17 protein-coding genes and 1 pseudogene are annotated in these 21,759 nt (G+C 32.5%); 8 read left to right on the top strand and 10 right to left on the bottom strand.

Going from position 1 to position 21,759, the window contains the following annotated elements; all coding sequences use genetic code 11:
* Positions 1-32: 32 nt before the first annotated feature.
* On the top strand, positions 33-1,103 hold the full coding sequence (locus NLG42_RS11070; RefSeq protein ID WP_257683629.1) for an IS110 family RNA-guided transposase: 1,071 nt from the start codon (positions 33-35) through the stop codon (positions 1,101-1,103).
* Between the two features lie 402 nt (positions 1,104-1,505).
* On the opposite strand, the gene NLG42_RS11065 is transcribed toward NLG42_RS11070, so the two are convergent.
* The 3 genes from NLG42_RS11065 to NLG42_RS11055 form a co-directional block, all read right to left on the bottom strand.
* A complete protein-coding gene (locus NLG42_RS11065; RefSeq protein ID WP_257683804.1) occupies positions 1,506-2,063 on the bottom strand; it encodes a hypothetical protein in 558 nt (185 codons plus the stop codon).
* Between the two features lie 202 nt (positions 2,064-2,265).
* Positions 2,266-2,637, bottom strand: a complete 372-nt coding sequence (locus NLG42_RS11060) for a hypothetical protein (RefSeq protein ID WP_257683803.1) — start codon at positions 2,635-2,637, stop codon at positions 2,266-2,268.
* A gap of 264 nt (positions 2,638-2,901) precedes the next feature.
* Complete coding sequence (locus NLG42_RS11055; protein WP_257683802.1) at positions 2,902-3,744, bottom strand: GNAT family N-acetyltransferase; 843 nt, start codon at positions 3,742-3,744, stop codon at positions 2,902-2,904.
* 591 nt (positions 3,745-4,335) lie between these two features.
* Between NLG42_RS11055 and NLG42_RS11050 the strand changes: the two genes are divergently transcribed.
* Positions 4,336-5,115: a hypothetical protein gene (locus NLG42_RS11050; RefSeq protein WP_257683801.1), complete on the top strand. Its 780-nt coding sequence runs from the start codon at positions 4,336-4,338 to the stop codon at positions 5,113-5,115.
* A 177-nt stretch (positions 5,116-5,292) separates the two neighbouring features.
* On the opposite strand, the gene NLG42_RS11045 is transcribed toward NLG42_RS11050, so the two are convergent.
* The 3 genes from NLG42_RS11045 to NLG42_RS11035 all read right to left on the bottom strand — a co-directional run bounded on the left by NLG42_RS11045 (position 5,293) and on the right by NLG42_RS11035 (position 6,742).
* A complete protein-coding gene (locus tag NLG42_RS11045; protein WP_257683800.1) occupies positions 5,293-5,922 on the bottom strand; it encodes a recombinase family protein in 630 nt (209 codons plus the stop codon).
* 133 nt (positions 5,923-6,055) lie between these two features.
* Entirely contained in the window at positions 6,056-6,367 is a 312-nt protein-coding gene (locus NLG42_RS11040; RefSeq protein WP_257683799.1) for a hypothetical protein, read from the bottom strand.
* 18 nt (positions 6,368-6,385) lie between these two features.
* Entirely contained in the window at positions 6,386-6,742 is a 357-nt protein-coding gene (locus NLG42_RS11035; protein ID WP_257683798.1) for a hypothetical protein, read from the bottom strand.
* 104 nt (positions 6,743-6,846) lie between these two features.
* Between NLG42_RS11035 and NLG42_RS11030 the strand changes: the two genes are divergently transcribed.
* A complete protein-coding gene (locus NLG42_RS11030; RefSeq protein ID WP_194657728.1) occupies positions 6,847-7,125 on the top strand; it encodes a helix-turn-helix domain-containing protein in 279 nt (92 codons plus the stop codon).
* Between the two features lie 521 nt (positions 7,126-7,646).
* Positions 7,647-8,864: a hypothetical protein gene (locus NLG42_RS11025; RefSeq protein ID WP_257683797.1), complete on the top strand. Its 1,218-nt coding sequence runs from the start codon at positions 7,647-7,649 to the stop codon at positions 8,862-8,864.
* 64 nt (positions 8,865-8,928) lie between these two features.
* Here the strand turns inward: NLG42_RS11025 and NLG42_RS11020 are convergent.
* Positions 8,929-9,582, bottom strand: a pseudogene (locus NLG42_RS11020) (magnesium chelatase domain-containing protein); the annotation flags it as partial.
* 377 nt (positions 9,583-9,959) lie between these two features.
* On the opposite strand from NLG42_RS11020, the gene NLG42_RS11015 reads away from it, so the two are divergent.
* The 3 genes from NLG42_RS11015 to NLG42_RS11005 all read left to right on the top strand — a co-directional run bounded on the left by NLG42_RS11015 (position 9,960) and on the right by NLG42_RS11005 (position 15,961).
* Positions 9,960-12,959, top strand: a complete 3,000-nt coding sequence (locus NLG42_RS11015; RefSeq protein ID WP_257683796.1) for an amidohydrolase family protein — start codon at positions 9,960-9,962, stop codon at positions 12,957-12,959.
* Positions 12,960-12,996: 37 nt separating this feature from the next.
* Positions 12,997-14,304 (top strand): amidohydrolase family protein, encoded by a 1,308-nt coding sequence (locus tag NLG42_RS11010; protein WP_257683795.1) that lies wholly within the window; start codon positions 12,997-12,999, stop codon positions 14,302-14,304.
* A 340-nt stretch (positions 14,305-14,644) separates the two neighbouring features.
* Positions 14,645-15,961: an ammonium transporter gene (locus NLG42_RS11005; protein WP_257683794.1), complete on the top strand. Its 1,317-nt coding sequence runs from the start codon at positions 14,645-14,647 to the stop codon at positions 15,959-15,961.
* 134 nt (positions 15,962-16,095) lie between these two features.
* Here NLG42_RS11005 and NLG42_RS11000 read toward each other — a convergent pair whose 3' ends face one another.
* The 3 genes from NLG42_RS11000 to NLG42_RS10990 form a co-directional block, all read right to left on the bottom strand.
* Complete coding sequence (locus tag NLG42_RS11000; protein ID WP_257683793.1) at positions 16,096-18,198, bottom strand: protein-disulfide reductase DsbD family protein; 2,103 nt, start codon at positions 18,196-18,198, stop codon at positions 16,096-16,098.
* Positions 18,198-19,508, bottom strand: a complete 1,311-nt coding sequence (gene tilS / locus NLG42_RS10995; RefSeq protein WP_257683792.1) for a tRNA lysidine(34) synthetase TilS — start codon at positions 19,506-19,508, stop codon at positions 18,198-18,200. The genes NLG42_RS11000 and tilS overlap by 1 nt, the downstream gene beginning before the upstream one ends.
* A 233-nt stretch (positions 19,509-19,741) precedes the next feature.
* Positions 19,742-21,028: an anthranilate synthase component I family protein gene (locus NLG42_RS10990; protein ID WP_257683791.1), complete on the bottom strand. Its 1,287-nt coding sequence runs from the start codon at positions 21,026-21,028 to the stop codon at positions 19,742-19,744.
* A gap of 266 nt (positions 21,029-21,294) precedes the next feature.
* On the opposite strand from NLG42_RS10990, the gene NLG42_RS10985 reads away from it, so the two are divergent.
* Positions 21,295-21,543: a hypothetical protein gene (locus NLG42_RS10985; protein WP_257683790.1), complete on the top strand. Its 249-nt coding sequence runs from the start codon at positions 21,295-21,297 to the stop codon at positions 21,541-21,543.
* The last annotated feature ends 216 nt before the right edge of the window (positions 21,544-21,759 follow it).

Here is a 21,759-nt window from a genome sequence, read left to right as displayed (position 1 = left end):
AGCATAACTTAGAGTTACTAAAAACGAAGATTATGCCATTACAAGATGCCTTAATAAAACCAAAGATATTCATTGGTTTAGATATTCACAAAAAAAGCTGGAGCGTTTCCATCCAAACTGATTTGTTTTTTCACAGAACGTACTCGATGCCTTCTGTTGCCGAGGATTTATTTCAATATGTGGATCAAACATTTCCTAATCACGATGTAGATCTAGTTTACGAAGCAGGTTGTTGCGGGTTTTCTGCAGCACGATATTTTTTAAACTTAGGTTGGCACGTTTTGGTAGTCAATCCATCGGATGTCAAGACATCAGACAAGGAAAGATATCAAAAAACAGACGCGTTAGATTCCAGAAATCTGTCCAATCAATTAAAGGCTGGTGTTCTCAGGGGAGTTTATATTCCTACGGAAGAACACGAACAGTTTACGAGTTTGGCTCGCCATAGAACGCAAGTCACCAAGAAACTCCGACAAAGTAAATTGCATATCAAAAGTATGTTGCTCTTTCATGGGATAGCAATACCTAAAGAATTTGATAATTCAAATTGGACCAAAGATTTTATGGTATGGGTGGAAAATATAAAATTCAGCACCAGCTGCGGAGAATTGGCATTGCAGGGCAAAATACGAATGTATCAATTTGTTAGGTCAGAGTATTTAGAAATTGCCAATCAAATGCGTTCACATTGCAGAAAAACCCATAAGAAAGATTATAATCTCCTGAGGAGCATTCCGGGAATTGGTGGGTATCTGGCCAGTGTAATTTTGGCTGAATGTGGCGATTTACGCCGATTCAATAACGAGGGACAATTTAGCTCTTACATCGGATTAGTACCTGGAATTTATAATAGCGGTGGTTCGGAAAAGTGTTTGGGAATAACCCCTAGAAGCCGTTCACAATTAAGGAGTTATTTAGTGGAAGCCGCTTGGATTGCCATTAGAAAAGATGCCGAAATGCAGCAATATTACCGCAAACATCAAGGTAAGAACGTGAAGAGTATCATCGTTAAAGTTGCTCATAAAATGGCACGAAGAATACTCTCGGTAATTAAAACGGAAACACCTTATCAAATCAATAGAAATTTAGTGTTAGAAAAATAAAAATAATGTTCTTAAAAAAGCTCAACCATGATAGAAAATAGACTGTAAAACAGCCAAGGTGGTTCTATAAAACGAAGCCACATTTTGTAGCAGGCAGCTATTTTTATTCTTACAATCAAACAGATGCTGGTGGTCTCGTTCTAAAAAAGAGAACCACATATAGGAGTATGAGTTTTAAGAATTATAAAAGAAAGACTATGAAATAAAAAGAGATCAAAATTCTTGGCATTATTGAAAAAGTTAGAATAACTTTTTCAGTCCTTAGCCTTCGGCGGACAAAAAGTTGATTTCCAACTTTTTCAACAAGCCGTTGGAACGGAATTTTATACTCGAAAAATAACCAACATATAACCCTCTCAAAAGTTGTGAATAACTTTACGATGCTTTACATAGGAACGGCTGTTATGGGTTGTTTTTCTTTTCAGCTTTTTTTCTATCAATATTATCAAGAATAATTCGTTCAATTTTATGCGGTTCATCACATTGTTGGTCACTTGCTCTAAACTCGCATCTTGGACAGTCAAAATCTAAACCATATCTGTTTGAGTGATTAATCATTGGAGTTTCACAATTTGGACAAAAAGCCTGCAAATCTTCAATTATCCAAGCTTTTCTTATAACATCAAATTTCCAATCCCAAGTCCAAATCCATCTTTTAAATTTGTCAGTTCTGTAATTGCAGAAATCTGGCTTGAAGGCTTCCTCTGTTTTGAATTTATCATTGATTATAATTATCAAAATGAATAAAATAACAATAACTATAATCCACCAAATTTTGACATCAAAATCTAAAACTGACCATACTAAATTTCCAATCCACTTAAGTATTATCCAAATAGTTGTGAGAATCGGTTTTTCTTTTGAATAATCATAGCCAATTGTTAATAAAAAACTAAATATAGCTGTGCCTATACTTATTGTCCAAGGTGATTTTCTCCAATCTTCTTTACTTCGTGTCATTTATTCTCAGTCAATATTTTATGATTTTACTTCAAAATAAGCTATAACATTCTGGCGCGTGGCGAGGTTGGGGACTAAATTAAGATTTATGTTTTGCTTATGCACTTTTTCCAAATACAAAACCATCTTTAAATTAAGCCTGAGACCCCAATCTCGCCAAACGGTAGTTAGTAGCAGTTTTATTCTTTTTGAGCTTAAATTTTTAATATTTGAAATAATTTTCGGGCCATAAAAATTCTGGTAAATGGTTTTTGATCATTTCAACTTGTCTGTCATATCCTCTATTTTGTAATTCTCTTACGAAATGAGGCCAAGGTGGAATATTACTTCTATAAACGTTCGACATTGAAGTTGACATTCCTCCTCCGATTGCGGATGATAATCCTCCATACATAGCAGTGGATAATCCTCCATACATAGCAGTTGACAAACCTCCATACAAGGATGTTGAAAGTCCACCATATAGCGATGTTGAAAGTCCGCCATATAATGAAGTAGACATTCCACCATAAAGTGACGTTGATAATCCACCATAAAGCGACGTCGATGCTCCACCATAAAGTGATGTTGACATTCCACCATTGAGTGAAGTTGATAACCCACCGCCTAGACTAGTACTTAAGTTTCTAGGCCAAGTTCTTTGATTTTCAATAATAGGTTTACTCATATGTACTAAATTTATGTATGTTGCTAAAAATTCCCACTAACGTTCTGGCGTTTGGTGAGGTTGGAGATTAAAGATGCGGGATTTTTCGTTAAACACAAATTTTTCGAAATACATGACTAACCTTAAATTAAGCCTAAAATCCTAATCTCACCAAACGACTATTAGTACCAGCTATTTAATTATTATTTTATCCATGTGTTCATATATTTTAATAAAGCCTATGGATTCAATAACTTTATTTGCGGAAACATTATTTCTTTCTGTAACTAGATAACAAGAATTTGCTTTTTCCATCATTAATTTTTTAGTTACAAAACGCAAAAGTGCTTTTCCAATTCCCTTATTCCTATATTCTTCTTTTATAAAAAGTGTTCCAATCATAGGGCTATCGGATTTTGTATACATTGCTGTACAGAAACCAATAATTTCTTTGTTATTTCTGCTTATGAAAATGTCTGAATTTGAAATTAGTTCTCGTACTTGGAAAACAAATTCGTCAAGTGTTCTCTGGCTGAGTTCTTTATATTCTTCTTTATGGGATTCTTGCGTTATTATTGCCAACTCCTCAATATCACTTTCGTTCGGTTCGGTAATAATATGTGGCGATGTGTAAGATGTTACTGTTATTGAATCAATTTTGTAAAAATAGCGATCTTTAAAATCAACAGTTTTAATTTCTACACCTTTAAAAATATCATTTATTAAACTGTTTGTTCCCACAAAATGGAAACCATTCGGAAATGTATTGAAGTTAGCTCTTCTTCTAATTATTTCTAATTCGGTTTCTGTCCAATTTTGTCCATAAAAATAATAACCCCCATCAATACAAAGCCCAATTATTTTACAATTACTATTTGTCAGAATAAATGCATCATAAAAATCCATGCCTTCGTGATTAACCATATTAATTGCATTGTATAAGTAAAATAGTTGAAAAGGTTCTGCCTTTGCAAAATCGCTTACTTGTCCGATGAAATTAGCATCTAAAAAATCAAATTCTTCTATTTTACACATACGTACTGAATAATTGCTGGTAACATATATAGGCGAAACAAAACTTTCGCTTTTATTTTATCAAATGTATTCTTTTTTTCTTACAAATTATCAAAAATGCTTTTATCTATTATAAGCATTTCATACTAAGATTGGTGAAAATTCCGTGATCTTGCTAGTCTTGTGTCTTAATAATTCTTGGATGTGCCTAAATGTATAGCAAAACTTTGAAATAGCCAATGTCATGCAAGAGGCTTCCGATTCCTAATTTCCACTAAAAACAGTTGCATAATTCATGAAAAAATAGTACTTTTGTATTAATTAATTTTCTTGGAAAAAACTGCTTAAAAACAGCTCCATTGTTTATTATACCCCGAACTTCATGGGGGATGGCTATGTGCTATTTGAGATAACGTACTTTTCTATTCTGTCTTAAAGAATAGGTCAGCAACACATTAAATTTTATCGTTGGAACATTAGTTCCTAAAACTGACAATTTATCCTTGTCTAAAAAATCCAATTTTGAATTTGGCAATAACTCTTTATGTCTTTTTGAAATTGGTTGCAAGTAGCTGACTACTTGCACATAACAATTACATAAAAAAAACACAGATGAAAAACAAAATAAATCTAAAAACAGTTTTACTAGAAGAACTAAAAAACCGTACTTATAAGGGATTAAAAAGTATATATGCACCATTAATCTTAAATGTTATTATTGCGAATAATAACTTTCCTGATGAATTAAAAAATTGTATTATTGACCACAACATGATTGAAGATATATTACTTCAATCTGATTTTAACTTTTTAATTAATGAATTTGGAAAAGCCTATAATGAGTTTCCTGAAGAATTTCAAAGAGCATGCTATTCATTACGTGACAGATTTCAAATAGACTTTCCAAAGGCATGGGTAGTTGATAAAACTCGAAAAAACAAGGTATATGGGAAAAACTATCGTAGCCCTAGACAATACTTTTATTACCAACCAGAATTCGATGAAATTAGAAACTCTTTAAGGGAGCTAATTCAGGAATTTTTAGACAAATTAGGTATTGTATCAAATCTTCAGCCATATGAAGTATATGCAAGCTGTATAAGTTTTGAAGAAAAATTTAAGCTTAGATTAGAAATGTATGTGCGTGAAAAAAATAATTTTCCACATATTTTTGAATCTAAACCTTTTTTAAACCTTGTTGACCAAGTTGATTTAAAACATATTGAAAAATATTATGAATGGTTAGCAATTACACATAAATGGGGAAATGAAATTGATTATACTTGTGCTATGCAAGATGGTGAGGAAATGACAAAATTTATTCCTGATTTTTCATTGGAGGAGCCAGTGTTTAAATATACTCAAGGACAATTTAAAAGTATAATAGAATAAAAAAATGGGGCCTAAAAGCCCCTTTTTAATTTTAAGATAGTTCAGAGGGGAAATTAATAGATACAAATCCTGAATACAAACAAGATCTATAACCATTTTCTGTTTATTTTGTATGTATTCCAATTCAAACAAAGCTTTCTTATTGCTTGGATTTATTAATACTAACTGCTTTTACGGTTATAAATCTACCATTTTCTTGACCTTTGCTACAGTTCCAAGTGAAACATCATATAACTTAACACATTCCCTTATACTATATCCCCGCTTAAGACCAGTAATAACTTTTGGATATTTAGACAAGAAAATTTTTTTTTCTTCATGACTGTTCTTAGGTCTCCCGCAATGGATATTATTAGCTCTAGCCTGTTGCATCCCAGAACGAATTCTTGAAATCAGGGTTTGCCTCTCGTTCTTTGAAAATAAACTTAGTAGATTAGTTAAAATTTCTGTTTGAAAGGACACTTCACCATTTTCATTTAGAGTTTCAGAATTTAAGTCTTGAAAGTAAATACTAATCCCCAAATGATGAAGTTCATCAAGTAGACAAAGTGTTTGCGTATTTGACCTTCCTAATCTCGAAATCTCAGTACATAGCACCTTTTTGAATTTTCCTTGCTTGGCTTCTTCTAATAATTTTTGGATACCCAATCGTTCTTGATTTGATTTGGCTCCTGATATTTTTTCTGTAATTATACTTACGACTTCATAATCGAATTTATCAGCTACTTTTTTTAAATCATTAATCTGTCTTTGGAAATCCATCGAATCCAAACTCACTCTACCAAAAATTGCTACAGGTGTTTTCATGGTTCACTGTTATAAAAAAAGGGTTAATGGTTTTTGAGGTAATTTTACCAGCCTCAAAGGTTATTTATTGTTCATTTGGTGTTATACAAAAAGGTAAACCTTTATTTATAACACTTTTTGCACAGGATTGAGATTACTTCCCTTCGATCCAATCTATGACATCTACTAGCATATCACAATAAGCTCCTTCCGAAATTTTAACTACTTCACGATTTTTGTTGATGAATATTATTGTATAGTCATCAACCCATCTTAGACAAACTTTTACCCATCCCTTATGAGTTAGCCCATTAACTTTGAATGATAAGCCACCTTGAAATTCTTTAGTTTCACTTAACGCACAAAAGTTATTAGCCCCCCAAGCCATTAAAGCGCCTCTGTCAGTATATTTTATTTGGCCTAAAATTATTTGAGCTATTCCCATTGATCTTGATGTTGTTTCCATTTTGTTTATGATTAAGTGTTAGTCCAATGCCCCAAAGCTTTTGATGAATCCTTCTGTTGTTTTATAATTGTAAAAGCTCTCAAATTGAATCGCAGTAACAGTTTCAGTTTTGATTAGCTCCGCAAGGTTCTTAATTGATTTTACTGATTGAGTTCCTCCAATTGTCCAAATTTGATTTATTCTGAAATCATTTCCCTTTGACTCTTCATTTAAAATAGCAGTACCAAAATCTTTCAAGTTAAAATACGGTCTGTAACCATTGCTGGTAACCAATTGAAGTGTTAGACCTTTCAAGTTTTCTTTGATTTCTTTTAATTCTTTTTTAAAGTCTGTTGCAGTCATATAATCAAGTATTGCTTTATTATTGTATTGCAAAGTAAAGTTATATTTTATTAAAAAACAAGTATTACTTTATTTATTATTATAAAAAGCAAGTATTGTTTACTTTTTGTGTATCTTTGGAGAATAAAAAACTAAAAATGGAAATATTAAGACTAAAACAATTGATGAATTTGAAAGGAATTTCAAGAGAAGAGCTTTCTAATAAGGTTGGAGTTAGCGTGACCACAATATCCAATATTTCATCAGAGAAAAATCTGCCAACTATAAGTTTACTGATTCAGTTGGCCGAGGCGTTGGATGTTGATATAAGAGAAATGTTTATTCCAACAAAAGGAAGCATAATTACAGAAAGTGAAGTAGAAGAGGCCAAAGCTTTATTAGAGAAAAGCCTTCATATTTTAAAAGGGAATATTTAGATGTCAATTTCATTTCCACTGTCAGATATTTTTAATTAACCCAGATCATTGAGGTCCAAAGAAAGGCAAAAAAAGCAAAAATGAAACCAAAATAAGAGGCATTATGAACACAGTACAATTTAATTAGGTAATCAATGACATAAACCATCTTCAGATTCCTGCAAATAGCTGATTTCCTCTTTTTGTTACCTAACAAATACTGGAGCGTCTGGTGCAAAATGGTACAGATAAAATAGCTTAAAAGTTAAAATTTATTGCAAAAAGTAACAGTAATTATTAGCTAACACTTGATAATTTCAGAAATTATTCATATATTAAGATGTATTTAGTTTTTATCTCATTTGGAACCCAATTTTAATAAATAATTGAAAAAATTGGATTTAGATAAATGCTCAGATATTTATAAAAGTAGTCAGTAATGATTGCCTTGGGTGCTGGGATAAAAGATAGGCATATCTCCCAGCTTCTCTCACCAAGTAAAAATGAGAGAACAATAACGAGAGAATAATATTAACCTTTTAATGCTAATTATTAACCAATTTATAAATGGGAAAAAACCTTTTATAGACAAAAACGTAACGATTGATGAAGCCCTTTCAACAATCAAACATGGTGACTCCAATTTACAAACAATTTTAGACATAAGAAAACTTGGTAAATCATCTCCAGTTTACCAAAACATAAAAACAAATAAGCTCCCAACATTTCGATTTAACTTTAAATTCAGCGGTAAAGCGTCAAACGGAACAATAGATATGCCAACTGGGCTAATATACATTGACGTTGATGATTCTACTAATATTGATTTAACCAATCCATACATATATGCCTGTTGGAAATCACTTTCCGAAACAGGACTAGGTATCTTAGTTAAAGTCGATGGTCTATCACTTACTAACTTTAAAGACACATATCAAGCCGTTGGTGGCTTACTAGGTGTGCAGACTGATTTAGGTGCATGTAAAGCCACCCAACAGAACATATTGTCTTATGACACTAATCTCTACCAGAATAAAGATTCATTTACTTTTCAAGCAATTAGTAAAAAGGTGTCATTTACTCCTATACAAGAGGAAGAGAAAAGAGAAAGACTTATAACAGTAGATGACACTTTTTTACCATCAGATAAAATAAGATTCAATAATATTGATGATTATTTTAAAGGTACTGATGGTGATTATATTGTATTTGATGAAAAGAAAAATCTTTGTATTCCATTTATACCAAAAAGAATTGAAGTCGGTCAACGGAACAGAACCATGTTTGGTGTATTGTCTCAATATGCACTATTGAACCCAACTATGGAGAATGGTTTCCTGATGGCATGTGCCAGTGAAATCAATAGACATTTTACTCAAAAATATGAGGAAGATAAAATAAAGTCAATAGTAGCTGGGGTTATTAAAAAACGTAACGAAGGAACACTAGAACCATACTTGAATAGGGAAAGAAAAATTATATTCAACCCAAATAAAAAAATAACCAAAGAAGAAAAGCAAAAAACTACCGCTGTATTAATGGGTAAAATAAAAACTGACAAAACACAAAAGTTCATCAATGATGCAATTGATAATTGGAACTTTCAAAATGATGGTAAAATAACACAAGACAAGATTGCAATAAAAATCAACAAAAGCTTAGCAACAATCAAACGTAACTGGTCACCATTTAAAGAATTAGTTTTGGAACTAAACAACTCTTTTAAAGATGATCTAATTATTTCAAACAAACTAGATTAAATTCAATAAGAGACATGATTTTAATATTGATTATTAGTAAAGTGGTATTTGTTTACTATATTTATATAATATTATGTCCACCTGCCGCGGCTATTTCCATACAGCGTTTTATACTTTCCTGCCCACGGACATCGGAGAAATCAAATTCAGGGAAATCTAGTGTTTTATGAAATTCGGCGCGAGTATCTATCACGGTTGGTTCGAGAGCTCCTTTTCCTGCGAAAAAATCAATTATTTCTTGTAGATTAGAAACACCGTAAACATTTAAACCGGTAACAATTGCCGCTTCTTTTACGTTCTGAATCGGCAGAAAAAAGCCTTTATATCCTTCCTCTTTTGCTTTTATAGCAATAGGCAAAGCACCTCGAATAGGCTGTAAACTTCCGTCAAGAGAAAGTTCACCCATAATAATATATTGTTCAATTTCTGGTGCTTTTATTTGATCTGAACCAACCAAAATTCCCATTGCAAGCGGTAAATCATACGCGGAACCTTCTTTACGAAGATCGGCGGGAGCCATGTTTATTGTTATTCTTTTTCCCGGCAGACTTAATCCGTTGTTTTTAAGTGCGGCAGCAATTCTAAAACTGCTTTCTTTAATTGCATTATCAGGAAGACCAACTAAATGATAACCAATACCCTTGTCCATGTGCACTTCGATGGTAATGGTTGTCGCTTCAACTCCAAAAACAGCACTTCCATAAACTTTTACTAGCATAATTTCTTTAATGAAAAGTAAATGTATTTAATTTAAATGGAAATTCTTTATTATTTGTAAATATTTTACTACATTAAATTTAAGACTTCAATTTTACCTAAACGCGTTATTAATTTCAGAAAAGAGAACACTATTTTTCACTTCAAAAAAACTTCTTTTTTTACACTAGAACTTACTCATCTTATACACCTCAAAATAAAAATGGTAGCATTATCAAAAAAAGCAATTAGAAACTACAAGATTCCATAAATCACCATACAAAACCTATCAATTCTTCCTTTTCATAGCTTTACTTCAATAAAAAAACACTTTTTAAATTTTACGCTTGCTTAAATACTAATAATTGTTATTTTTATGAAAAATTAGCCCAATTATCCATGAAAAAAGCTTTACTACTACTCTTTTTGAGCATCTTTTTAACAAAAACACATGCGCAAGATTATTTTCCCGTTAATGAAAGTGTTCATAACAAAATTAAAAATTACACTGTATTTACCAATGCAACGATTTATGTAACTCCAACGCAAAAAATTGAAAAAGCCAGCCTGCTCATCCAAGATGGGAAAGTTGTTGCCGTTGGAAATACGATTTCCATTCCTAAAAACAGTATCACAATTGATCTTACAGGAAAAACAATTTATCCTTCCTTTATTGATATTTATACTTCTTTTGGAGTTGAAAAACCTAAACCCAACTTAGCTAGAGGACGTGATCGTAACCCATTATATGACACAAAAAAAACTGGCTATTACTGGAACGAAAGTATACTTCCGGAAGTAAATACCTATGAAACGTTTAAATACGACCAGCCTAAAGCCGAAGAATTATTAAAAGCTGGTTTTGGTGTTGTTGGAACTCATATTCCTGATGGAGTTGCTCAAGGAACTGGCGCTTTGGTTGCTTTAAACAATACTGATAACAGCAAACAAATTATTGCCAACAAACTGACCAACCATTTTGCCTTTACGAGAAGTGCACTAACCAACCAAGCGTATCCAAGCTCGCTTATGGGAATGATGGCATTGTTGCGTCAGATGTATTTAGATCTGGATTGGTACAAAAAAGGAAATTCTGAAACCAAAGATTTGTCTTTAGAAGCATTAGCGAACAATGAAAAACTAGTTCAGATTTTTGCTTCAGAAGATAAACTAAACAGTTTAAGAGCAGCAAAAATTGCCAAAGAATTTGGTTTAAACTATGTTTTAAAAGGAAGTGGTAATGAATTTGAAAGAATAGAAGAAATCAAAAGCACAAATGCCAAATTCATTATTCCGATAAGTTTTCCAGAAGCTTATGATGTTACAAATCCTTATTTATCCAATCAAATTGAATTGGCTGATATGCGTTTTTGGAATCAAGCACCAACGAACTTAAAAGTACTTTCGGACAACGGAATTGTTTTCGCCTTGACTACAGATAAACTAAAAAAAGTTGAAGATTTTAAACCTAATCTTTTAAAAGCAATTAAATATGGTTTTGATAAAACAAAAGCATTAGAAGCACTAACTACAATTCCTGCTGCAATTTTAGGAAAAAGCAATGAAGTTGGAAGCTTAAAAACAGGAAGTTATGCCAATTTCATTATTACTTCGGGAGAAGTTTTTGACGAGAAAACAGTCTTATTTGAAAACTGGGTTCAAGGAAATAAATTTATAGTAACGGACATTAACGCAAAAGATATTCGCGGTAATTATGATTTAACTATTGGAAAAGACATTTATAAATGGAAAATTAACGGAACTGCGCATACTCCAAAATCTGAAATAACAACCGTTGACGCTAAAAAGCTAAAAACAACTTTTGCCTTTTCTAAAAACTGGATTTCTCTAGTTATTAAACCTGCAGATTCTACTAAATCAACTTTTACTCGTTTAACAGGACTTATTGAAAAACCTGAAAGTTTATCAGGAAAAGCGGTTTTATCTAATGGAGATGAATTGGTTTGGAATGCAGTAAAAACAAGTCCGTTTGTTGCTGTAAAAGATTCTGCTAAAGTAGAAAAACCTAATACTATCATCCCTGTAACGTATCCTAATATTGCTTTTGGAGATTCTAAAAAACAAACTGCACAGACTTTATTGTTTAAAAATGCTACTGTTTGGACGAATGAAAAAGACGGAATTCTAACGGAAACTGATGTTCTTATAAAAAACGGAAAAATCGCTGCTGTCGGTAAAAATATCTCTGATGCTTCTGCAACTATTATTGATGCAAAAGGCAAACATATTACAAGTGGTATTATCGACGAGCACTCACATATTGCAATTTCAAAAGGTGTAAATGAGAGCGGACATAATTCTACTGCCGAAGTTACTATTCAAGATGTTGTAAACTCTGAAGACATTAATATTTATAGAGATCTTGCAGGAGGTGTAACTATTTCACAATTATTACACGGATCAGCAAACCCAATTGGAGGTCGTTCTGCAATTGTAAAATGGAAATGGGGTTCTTCTCCAGACGAAATGTTATATAAAAATCAGCCTAAGTTCATCAAATTTGCCTTGGGAGAAAATGTAAAACAAGCCAATTGGGGAATTGATAATCCTACTCGTTTTCCACAAACCAGAATGGGAGTTGAACAAGTTTTTACTGATTATTTTCAGCTTGCAAAAGAATACGATGAAAACTGGAAAAAATTCAATACCGGTTCTAAAAAAGGAAAAGCGCCAAGAGTTGATTTAGAATTACAAACGATCGCAGAAATATTAAATAAAGAACGTTTTATTACCTGTCACTCTTATGTAGAATCTGAAATTTTAATGTTAATGAATGTTACCGAAAAATTTAATTTCAAGGTAAATACATTTACCCATATTCTTGAAGGTTACAAAGTAGCAGATAAAATGAAGGAACACGGTGTTGGTGCTTCGACTTTCTCTGATTGGTGGGCTTATAAATTTGAAGTAAATGATGCCATTCCGTTTAACGGACCAATTATGCACAATGAAGGATTAGTAGTTGCTTACAACTCAGATGATGCCGAAATGTCGCGAAGATTGAATCAAGAAGCCGCAAAAGCAGTTAAATATGGTAATATTTCTGAAGAAGAAGCTTGGAAGTTTGTAACTCTAAATCCTGCTAAATTATTACACATCGATGATAAAGTAGGAAGTTTAAAAGTGGGTAAAGATGCAGATGTTGTATTATGGAGTGAAAATCCATTATCTATTTATGCTAAAGCAGAAAAAACAATCATTGAAGGAGTTGTTTATTTTGATCTTGAAAAAGATGCGCAAAAACAATTGGCAATTACGAAAGAAAGAAATGAATTAATTGGACAAATGCTGCAGGAAAAAAACAAAGGAAACAGTACACAGCAGCCAACTCGAAAAGAAAAAAAAGAATATCACTGTGACACTTTAGAACAGTTATAAAGCTTTTAAAAATTTCAAAATAATAAAAAAAGACAACATGATACATCAATATATTTATAAACTGCTGCCTGTATTTTTTGCTTCTGTTTCAATATACGCACAGCAAATTCCGGCACCAAAACAAACTAAATCGGTTTTGATTTTAAATGCCACTGCACATTTAGGCAACGGTACAGTGATTCAAAACAGTGCTATCGGGTTTAAAGACGGAAAAATAACATTAGTTGCAGATGCAACAACTATTAGATTAGCTGCCAACGCCTATGATACTACTATCGACGCCAGTGGCAAACACGTTTACCCAGGATTTATTGCTCCAAACACTACTTTAGGATTAGTTGAAATTGATGCTGTAAAATCATCAGACGATGAAGAAGAAATAGGAAGTTTTAATCCGAATGTGAGAAGTATTATTGCTTATAATTCTGAATCTAAGGTTGTTGAAACTGTTCGTCCAAATGGTATTTTAATTGCTCAAGTTACGCCAAGAGGCGGTCGAATTTCAGGAACTTCTTCTGTTGTTCAATTAGATGCGTGGAGCTGGCAGGATGCTATTGTAAAAGAAAATGACGGAATTCATCTTAATTTTCCATCTAGTTTTAAAAAATCTGGATCATGGTTTGAGCCTGGATTAATTGAAGCAAATAAAGATTACCCGAAACAATCAGAAGAAATAAATGCATTTTTAATAAATGCTAAAGCCTACAATCAAGGTTCTAATAAAGAAAGAAATATTGTTCTTGAAGCCACAAAAGGGCTTTTTGATGGCTCGCAAATCCTTTATATTCATGCTGATGAAGAAAAGCAAATTGTAGATGCCATTCAATTAGCAATCAATAATCAAATTAAAAAGATTGTTATTGTTGGAGGATTTGAGGCTTACAAAGCAGCTGATGTATTGCAAAAATACAATGTGGGCGTTTTATTAAGACGTGTACATGATATGCCAACAAGCGATGATCAAGATGTAAACTTACCATATAAAATGGCCAAAATCTTAACAGACAAAGGTATCGTGGTTGGATTAGAAAACAGTGGTGATCATGAACGTATGAGTGTTAGAAATCTTCCTTTTTTAGCAGGAACTTGCGCCGCTTTTGGTTTAGATAAAGAAAAGGCTGTACAACTGATAACTTCAAATACGGCAAAATTATTAGGTATTGATACTAGCTGCGGAACATTGGAAACGGGTAAAGATGCCACTTTATTTATCTCAGAAGGTGATGCATTGGATATGAGAACAAATAAATTAACGAGTGCTTTTATTCAAGGAAGAACTATTATTTTAGAAACTTTCCAAACCAAATTAAACGATAAATTTAAGACAAAATTCAATCAGAAATAAAACTATACCTTATACCAAAAAAGGCATCATTTGAAAAATTCATCTGATGCCTTTTTTATTTACAAATAAAACCATTTTTCTTTATTTTTCAATTATTTACGCATCGTTACTCTTAAAAAGAAAACTATTCTCACGTTTTTTAGTTAACAAAACTCACAAAAAGTACAAATCATACTCCAACGATTAACAAATTGCAAATTTTAAGTATATTTTAAGAAATAGATCTAAAATTAAAGGGGTCAAAATGAAAATTTAATAAAAATTAAACACTTGACCCTATTTCTTTATGGGGTATTGAATGATTTTATACTTTTATCAAAAATTTTAAAACTAAATAACTATGCGAAAAATTATTTTAAGTGTGATTCTTATCACTATTTTAGTACTAACCTTTATATCAAATTTTATCATAGCAGATAACCCAATTCCTGCAGAAGCTGTAAAGTTTGATACTGGAGATACTGCCTGGATGATCGTTGCAACTGCGTTTGTATTGTTAATGACTCCTGGATTAGGATTTTTCTATGGCGGAATGGTAGGTAAGAAAAACGTTATCAGCACAATGCTTCAAAGTTTTATGGCAATGGTAATTGTTACCATTTTATGGGTTGTTGTTGCCTTTGGATTAGCTTTTGGTCCTACAATTGGAGGAATCATTGGAAATCCATCATACAACTTATTCTTTGAAGGTGTTGGAATGAGCACAGCTTGGAGTCTTGCACCAACAATTCCGTTTATGCTATTCGCATTATTTCAGGCAAAATTTGCAATCATTACACCTGCTTTAATTACTGGTGCATTTGCAGAACGTGTACGCTTTTGGGCTTACTTGTTATTCATGGTTTTATTTATCATTTTCATATATTCTCCTTTAGCACATATGACATGGCATCCTGATGGAATTTTCTTTAAAATGGGAGTTCTTGACTTTGCAGGAGGAACAGTTGTACATATGAGTGCAGGATGGGCTGCACTTGCTGGAGCAATCTTTTTAGGAAAAAGAAAAGTTCAAAAAGTTAATCCGGCTAGAATTACTTATGTATTGTTAGGAACTGGTTTGTTATGGTTTGGATGGTTTGGTTTTAACGCTGGATCAGCTTTAGGAGCAAACGGTTTAGCTGTACAAGCTTTAGGAACAACAACTGTTGCTGCTGCTGCCGCTGCAATGGCTTGGGTTTTCTTAGATAAAATTTTAGGGCACAAATTATCTGCACTTGGCGCTTGTATTGGAGCTGTTGTAGGTCTTGTAGCAATTACACCTGCAGCTGGTTTTGTTAGTATATCTCACGCTATCTTTATTGGTGCATTTGCAGCTATTGTAAGTAATCTTGTAGTAAGCAAATTCCCTAAAGGAAAAATTGACGATGCACTTGATGTATTTGCTTGTCACGGTGTTGGCGGTATGGTAGGAATGTTGTTAACTGGAGTTTTTGCTTCAAAAGCTATTAATCCAGCTGTTGGAGATAATCAAGGTTTAGTTTTTGGAACACCAACTTTATTTATCAATCAATTAACCGCATTAGTAGTTGTATCCATCTTTGCTTTTGTTGCTTCTTACGCTTTATTCTTTATTGTAAATAAAATTACACCTCTAAGAGTTACGGAAGAGAAAGAAGAATTAGGTTTAGATATCTCACAACACGGAGAATTTTTATAAGAATCAATTTCCCCTTTGTCCTTTAAATAAAAAAGCACTCTAAGTTTAAACTTAGAGTGCTTTTTGTTTGAATTAAATGCCTTTACAAAATACTGTAGATTTTAGCTTTTAGGATATTTCCTTTATTCTTAAAACTATTTAAAGTTTGAAATTCCTTCTTTTAACCAATGTAAATACTCATCTGCACTTACATAACTAATTGTTGGTTTAGAAGGATTTAAATTATTTCCTTCTAAATCTGTAATTATATACAAAGGCTGCGTATTAGTTTTATATTTTGAAATCATAAAATCGGTCCATTTATCACCAACTGTAATGATTTTATCTCCAGAAGCGGTTACAAATTGTTCTTCTTCTGGCAATTCACGTTTATCATCAACATATAAAGAAATCAAAACAACATCATTCTTTAAAATTGGAAGAATCGTTGGTTCAGACCAAACATTATTCTCCATTTTTCGGCAATTTACGCAAGCATAACCTGTAAAATCTAACATAATTGGTTTATTGATTGACTTTGCATACGCCAATCCATCTTCATAATCATGAAAAACCATAATACCATGCGGTCCTAATTCAGCACCTTCCGGCATTCCTTTCACAGCGTCTGTACTATTACTTCCTCCTGCCGAGCTTCCTCCTACACCAAATGGACTTTCACTATATTGCGGCGGCGGCGGAAAAGCACTTATTAATTTCAAAGGCGCTCCCCAAAGTCCTGGAATTAAATACACTGTAAACACAAGCGTAAGTAATCCTAAATATAATCTTCCAACTGAAATATGATGTAACGGACTATCATGCGGCAAAGTAATTTTTCCGAATAAATACAAAGTCAAAGCCGCAAAAATAGCAATCCAAATTGCGATAAAAACTTCTCTTTCTAAAAAGTGTAACTGTAGAACCAAGTCAGCATTTGATAAAAATTTGAATGCCAAAGCCAATTCTAAGAATCCTAAAACAACTTTTACTGTATTTAACCATCCGCCAGATTTTGGTAATGAATTTAACCAACCTGGGAACATAGCAAATAACATAAATGGCAAAGCTAAAGCTGATGAGAAACCTAACATTCCAACAATTGGAGCAATTCCTCCGTTTGAAGCTGCTTCAACTAATAGAGTTCCAACAATTGGTCCAGTACAAGAAAATGATACAATTGCCAAAGCCAAAGCCATAAACAAAATTCCAATTATTCCACCTCTGTCAGCTTGTTGATCTGCTTTGTTTGCCCATGAATTTGGCAGCATAATTTCGAAAGCTCCCAAAAATGAAGTAGCAAAAATGATCAGGATTACAAAGAAAATTAAGTTAAACCATACATCCGTTGACAACGCATTTAAAGCATCTGCACCAAATATCTTAGTCACTATTAATCCTAAAATTACATAAATTGCAATAATTGAAAGTCCATATATAACGGCATTTCTAATTCCTTTTGCTCTGCTTTTACTTTGTTTGGTAAAAAAACTAACCGTCATTGGAATCATCGGGAAAACACAAGGCGTCAATAAAGCCGCAAATCCTGAGATAAATGCAATAAAAAAGATTGACCATAAACTTCTTGCAGGAGCTGGTTTCTGAATATCATCAGCAGCTTTAGCTGTTGTAGTATCAGCTTTAGCCGGTTCTACTTTCTCTGATGCGGCAGTTTTACTTACCGTATCAACTGCGATTCCTGCTACTTTTGTTTCATCCAATTTTGATTCTGCAACCGCAGGAACCTCATCCATTTTGAATGTTGAAGGCACTGCAATTGAAAATTTCTTACTTGAATTGATACAAACCTCTTTACAAACCTGAAAATCAAAATCTACATCAACCGTTTTTAAGTTTGGGTTTATGATTTTTATCTCTTGTTCAATATGTGCTTTTCCTTCAAAGAAAGTTTCATTTACACCAAAAACATCATTAAAAGCCGTTTTAGTTTTGCCTTCTTTTGCTTTTCCAACTAATTCGTAATTTCCTTTTTGATTTTTAAACGTAATTTCCAGCGCAAGCGGTCCGCCATCTGGCGTAAACTGCGAATACATATGCCAGTCTTTTTCGATCGTTCCATCAAAAATTAATACTGCATTGTTTCCTGATTTTTTTTCAATTTTTGCAGTCCATTTAACTGGCTCTAAAATTTGAGCATTACTTTTTGCAAAGGCAAAAATGAAAAACAGTAAAAATAAAATCGATTTGCTCCTGAAACTTTGTAGCATTCCTGCTTGATTAGATTGAGTAAAATTCATTATTGTAGTTCTATTTTAAGTATTTTATTTGAGGTATTTTTTATTCTAAAACGTTCATCTTGCCTAATTCCAACAACCCAGACAATTTGATCATCGGAACATAAAATCCAAGTTTGTTCCTTCTCAATTAGAGACAACTTTTCATCTTTAAAAAGTTTGCTCACTTTTTTTGATTTTCCATGCATTCCAAACGGATGAAAAACATCTCCTTCATTCCATTTACGTAATACTAATGGGAATTGGATTTTATCGGCGTCCACAAATATAGCTTTATTTGAATCTATTGTTATGTGACCTACGTTACAAAGCTTTAACTTTAAGGGAAAATTAACTTCTTTTTCATTTTCATTAATTTCAAACTGCTCCTTTTCTGACATTTCAGAAATAGGACTCAAAATCAAAGTATCCCTGTTTTTAAGCAGTCTAAACTCAGCCGAAAAAACTTGTTTACCAGACTGTCCATTTACCAAATCATAAATATCATTCCATGCTAAAAAATCGAATTCATGAAGCCATTGGTACAAATAAGATTTATAGTTAGGAAGTTTTTTAAGCTTTTTTAAATCGAAATGAATATCGTCACCAGCCTCTTTTGCAACCTGTTGATAAATCATAATCGAAGCATCTTCAACCATAACCTGAGATTCCTGCAGATAAGACTGTGTTTTCTGAAAAGCATTTAAAAAGTTTGGATTTAATTCTTTTAAAATCGGAACTAAATCATGACGTATTTTATTTCTCAGGTATTTATTAGATGCGTTACTGCTGTCCTCACGCCATTCTATCTTATTTTCTTCAGCATATTTCAAAATTTCTTCTCTTGAAAAAGGCAAAAGCGGACGTATAATTTTATCATTTTGCTCTGGAATCCCACTCAATCCATCCAGTCCAGTTCCTCGAGACAAATTGATTATGAATGTTTCCAAATTATCATCGGCATGATGAGCAGTTAAGATATAATCGAAATCTTTCTCTTCCAAAAGCTCATAAAACCAGCTGTAGCGAAGTTCACGAGCCGCAACTTGTGTCGATAACTTATAATCTTTTGCAAAAGCTTCAGTATCAAATTGAGTTGTAAAAACTGGAATATTATTTTGATCGCAATAATTTTCAACAAAAGTCTGATCTCCAAAACTCTCTAATCCGCGAAGCTGAAAATTACAATGAAGCACAGCGATTTCATATGGCAGCTGTTTCAATAAATGCAATAATACCATACTGTCTAAACCGCCGCTCACAGCAAGAAAAAGTTTTTTTTCTGCTAAAAAAGGAAACCTTGAAACGATATGATTTTGAAATTTTGAAAACATTTGATAAAAGTAAAAAATTAAATTCGATCTATTTTTAAATGAAATGTTAAGCCCGTTTTTTTCTGCCACGAATTACACTAATTTCCGCGAATTATTTTTTTATTTCGCCACAGATTAAAAAGATTTACACAGATTTTTTTAATCATTTTAATCCTTTAATCTGTGGCTCTATTTTTTTCTAAAATTGAAGAAAAAATAAGTAGTGCAAATTCGTGTAATTCGTGGCAATATCTCTATTGTAAAACTTCGTGCATTGCTTTAGCTTTGAGCAAACATTCTTCGTATTCTTTTTCAGGGATTGACAGCGATGTTATTGCACTTCCAACAGAAAAAGAAACATACTTATTCTCTTGATTGTACAAAATACTTCTAATTACAACGTTGAAATCAAAATCGCCGTCAGGTGTAAAATAACCAACGGCTCCGCTGTATAAGCCACGTTTGGTTTCTTCCAAATTTTCAATAATTTTCATAACCGAAATCTTTGGCGCTCCAGTCATACTTCCCATTGGAAAAGTCGTCTTTAAAACATCTACTGGTGAATACTGAGCATCTAATTTTGAAGTTATCGTCGAAATCATTTGATGCACCTGCAAAAACGAATATATTTTACACAACTCTGTAACTTTTACAGAACCTTTTTGTGCGGTATGTGACAAATCATTCCGCACCAAATCTGTAATCATAATATTCTCGGCTCGTTCTTTTGCATCAGATTCCAAATAGTCTTTTGATTTCTGATCTTCAATTGGATCTAAAAAGCGCTTTGAAGTTCCTTTTATCGGCTGAGAAATAACATCCTCTCCTATTTTTTTAAGATATCGTTCTGGTGAAGCCGAAAGCAGATATTGTTTGTGATTTTTAAAGAATACTGAAAATGGCGCCTGCGAAATTTCATTTAGTTTTAGAAATTTTTCTAACGGATTTATAACTGCATTTTCACTATAGAATTCCATGCAAAAATTCGCTTCATACATATCACCAATATGAATATGCTGCAGCATTTTATTTACCTTTTCAACATATGAATCTCTAGAAATGCGTTGTTCGATTTTTAAAGATGCTGAACTCTCAACTTCTGATTTTTGGATTTCGACTATCTCGCTAAAATCATCTTCAATTTCATCATCGCAAAGGTTTAAATACTGAATTTCGAGCTGATTGTCTTTCAATAAAAATATTTTTTTTGGTTGAAAGAAAAACAAATCCGGAAAATTTAATCCATCAAAATTATTCGATTTTAAATCTTCTATATCATTTTTCAAATCATAAGAAAGATAACCAAAAAGCCAGTCTTTCGTTGTTTGCTGATATTGTTTTAAATCATCAAAGGCATTTTGAAAATCGGTTTTTAAAGATGTAAAGGCATCTACAGCCAAAATAAAATCAAAGCTTGAATATTCCTGCGGATACGAATTACTGTCTAGAAAAACGATCTCACGAAACTGCTGTGACCAGCTCATCAGCTGTTGTTTAAATTGAGCTGGATTGGAAATATGTTTATGAATTGAAACTCTCAAAGAAGTATGAATTTTAGGTTTCAAAATTACGACAAAAAAAATCCTTCGATATAAAGAATCCTCAAAAAAAATGGCACACTTTTTAGTATATCGAATTAATGCTAATTATTAAACCTTTTCTTGCTATTTGATTAAAAACTACTCGGAAAAAATCCAGATTAAAAGATTCATAAAGATTTCTTCAATCTTTAAAATTTTCTAATCTACAGTTAAAAAAGTCTGAAGAACAGACTCCATATTTTTATTAATCAAATTATATAACCTTTATGAAAACAATTGCAAAATTAGGATTGACTTCCTTGATTATTATCACAGTATTATTTTCTTGTAAAAAAGCAGATCATGCTTCTGGAGAATCTGCAGATCTAAAAATGACAACAGACAGCACTGCTGTTTCATCATCGGCAGCGGTCGAACAAAAAAACAGCAAACAAAAGTTTATCCGAACGGCAGATATTAAATTCAAAGTCAAAAACGTCGTCAAATCAACATCTTGTTTATTAATTATTTTTTAACTCCTGAAAGCCTGCCAATAGCTGGATTACTTTTCTTAGGGAATTTATTCTTAATTTACAGATACTGGGATAATTATAAAACTGTTTTCACTCCTTGATTCGTTTTTCATCTTAAAAAAATAAACCCGGAAGATTTAAAAACCTTCCGGGTTTATTTTTAGCCTGTTTTAGTTTCACTCGAAAGAATATTTATACCTTAAACTTTCGCCGGCTGTT

It is taken from the genome of Flavobacterium plurextorum (assembly GCF_024638035.1).
Classification (GTDB): domain Bacteria; phylum Bacteroidota; class Bacteroidia; order Flavobacteriales; family Flavobacteriaceae; genus Flavobacterium; species Flavobacterium plurextorum.
The sequence above is the reverse complement of the archived record's forward strand: the minus strand, read 5'-3'. Positions and strand labels throughout refer to the sequence as shown.

Coding starts and splice junctions, on each gene's coding strand:
- NLG42_RS11070 (WP_257683629.1), top strand. CDS start 33: ATGCCATTACAAGATGCCTTAATAAAACCAAAGATATTCATTGGTTTA.
- NLG42_RS11065 (WP_257683804.1), bottom strand. CDS start 2,063: ATGACACGAAGTAAAGAAGATTGGAGAAAATCACCTTGGACAATAAGT.
- NLG42_RS11060 (WP_257683803.1), bottom strand. CDS start 2,637: ATGTCAACATCACTTTATGGTGGAGCATCGACGTCGCTTTATGGTGGA.
- NLG42_RS11055 (WP_257683802.1), bottom strand. CDS start 3,744: ATGTGTAAAATAGAAGAATTTGATTTTTTAGATGCTAATTTCATCGGA.
- NLG42_RS11050 (WP_257683801.1), top strand. CDS start 4,336: ATGAAAAACAAAATAAATCTAAAAACAGTTTTACTAGAAGAACTAAAA.
- NLG42_RS11045 (WP_257683800.1), bottom strand. CDS start 5,922: ATGAAAACACCTGTAGCAATTTTTGGTAGAGTGAGTTTGGATTCGATG.
- NLG42_RS11040 (WP_257683799.1), bottom strand. CDS start 6,367: ATGGAAACAACATCAAGATCAATGGGAATAGCTCAAATAATTTTAGGC.
- NLG42_RS11030 (WP_194657728.1), top strand. CDS start 6,847: ATGGAAATATTAAGACTAAAACAATTGATGAATTTGAAAGGAATTTCA.
- NLG42_RS11025 (WP_257683797.1), top strand. CDS start 7,647: ATGCTAATTATTAACCAATTTATAAATGGGAAAAAACCTTTTATAGAC.
- NLG42_RS11015 (WP_257683796.1), top strand. CDS start 9,960: ATGAAAAAAGCTTTACTACTACTCTTTTTGAGCATCTTTTTAACAAAA.
- NLG42_RS11010 (WP_257683795.1), top strand. CDS start 12,997: ATGATACATCAATATATTTATAAACTGCTGCCTGTATTTTTTGCTTCT.
- NLG42_RS11005 (WP_257683794.1), top strand. CDS start 14,645: ATGCGAAAAATTATTTTAAGTGTGATTCTTATCACTATTTTAGTACTA.
- NLG42_RS11000 (WP_257683793.1), bottom strand. CDS start 18,198: ATGAATTTTACTCAATCTAATCAAGCAGGAATGCTACAAAGTTTCAGG.
- tilS (WP_257683792.1), bottom strand. CDS start 19,508: ATGTTTTCAAAATTTCAAAATCATATCGTTTCAAGGTTTCCTTTTTTA.
- NLG42_RS10985 (WP_257683790.1), top strand. CDS start 21,295: ATGAAAACAATTGCAAAATTAGGATTGACTTCCTTGATTATTATCACA.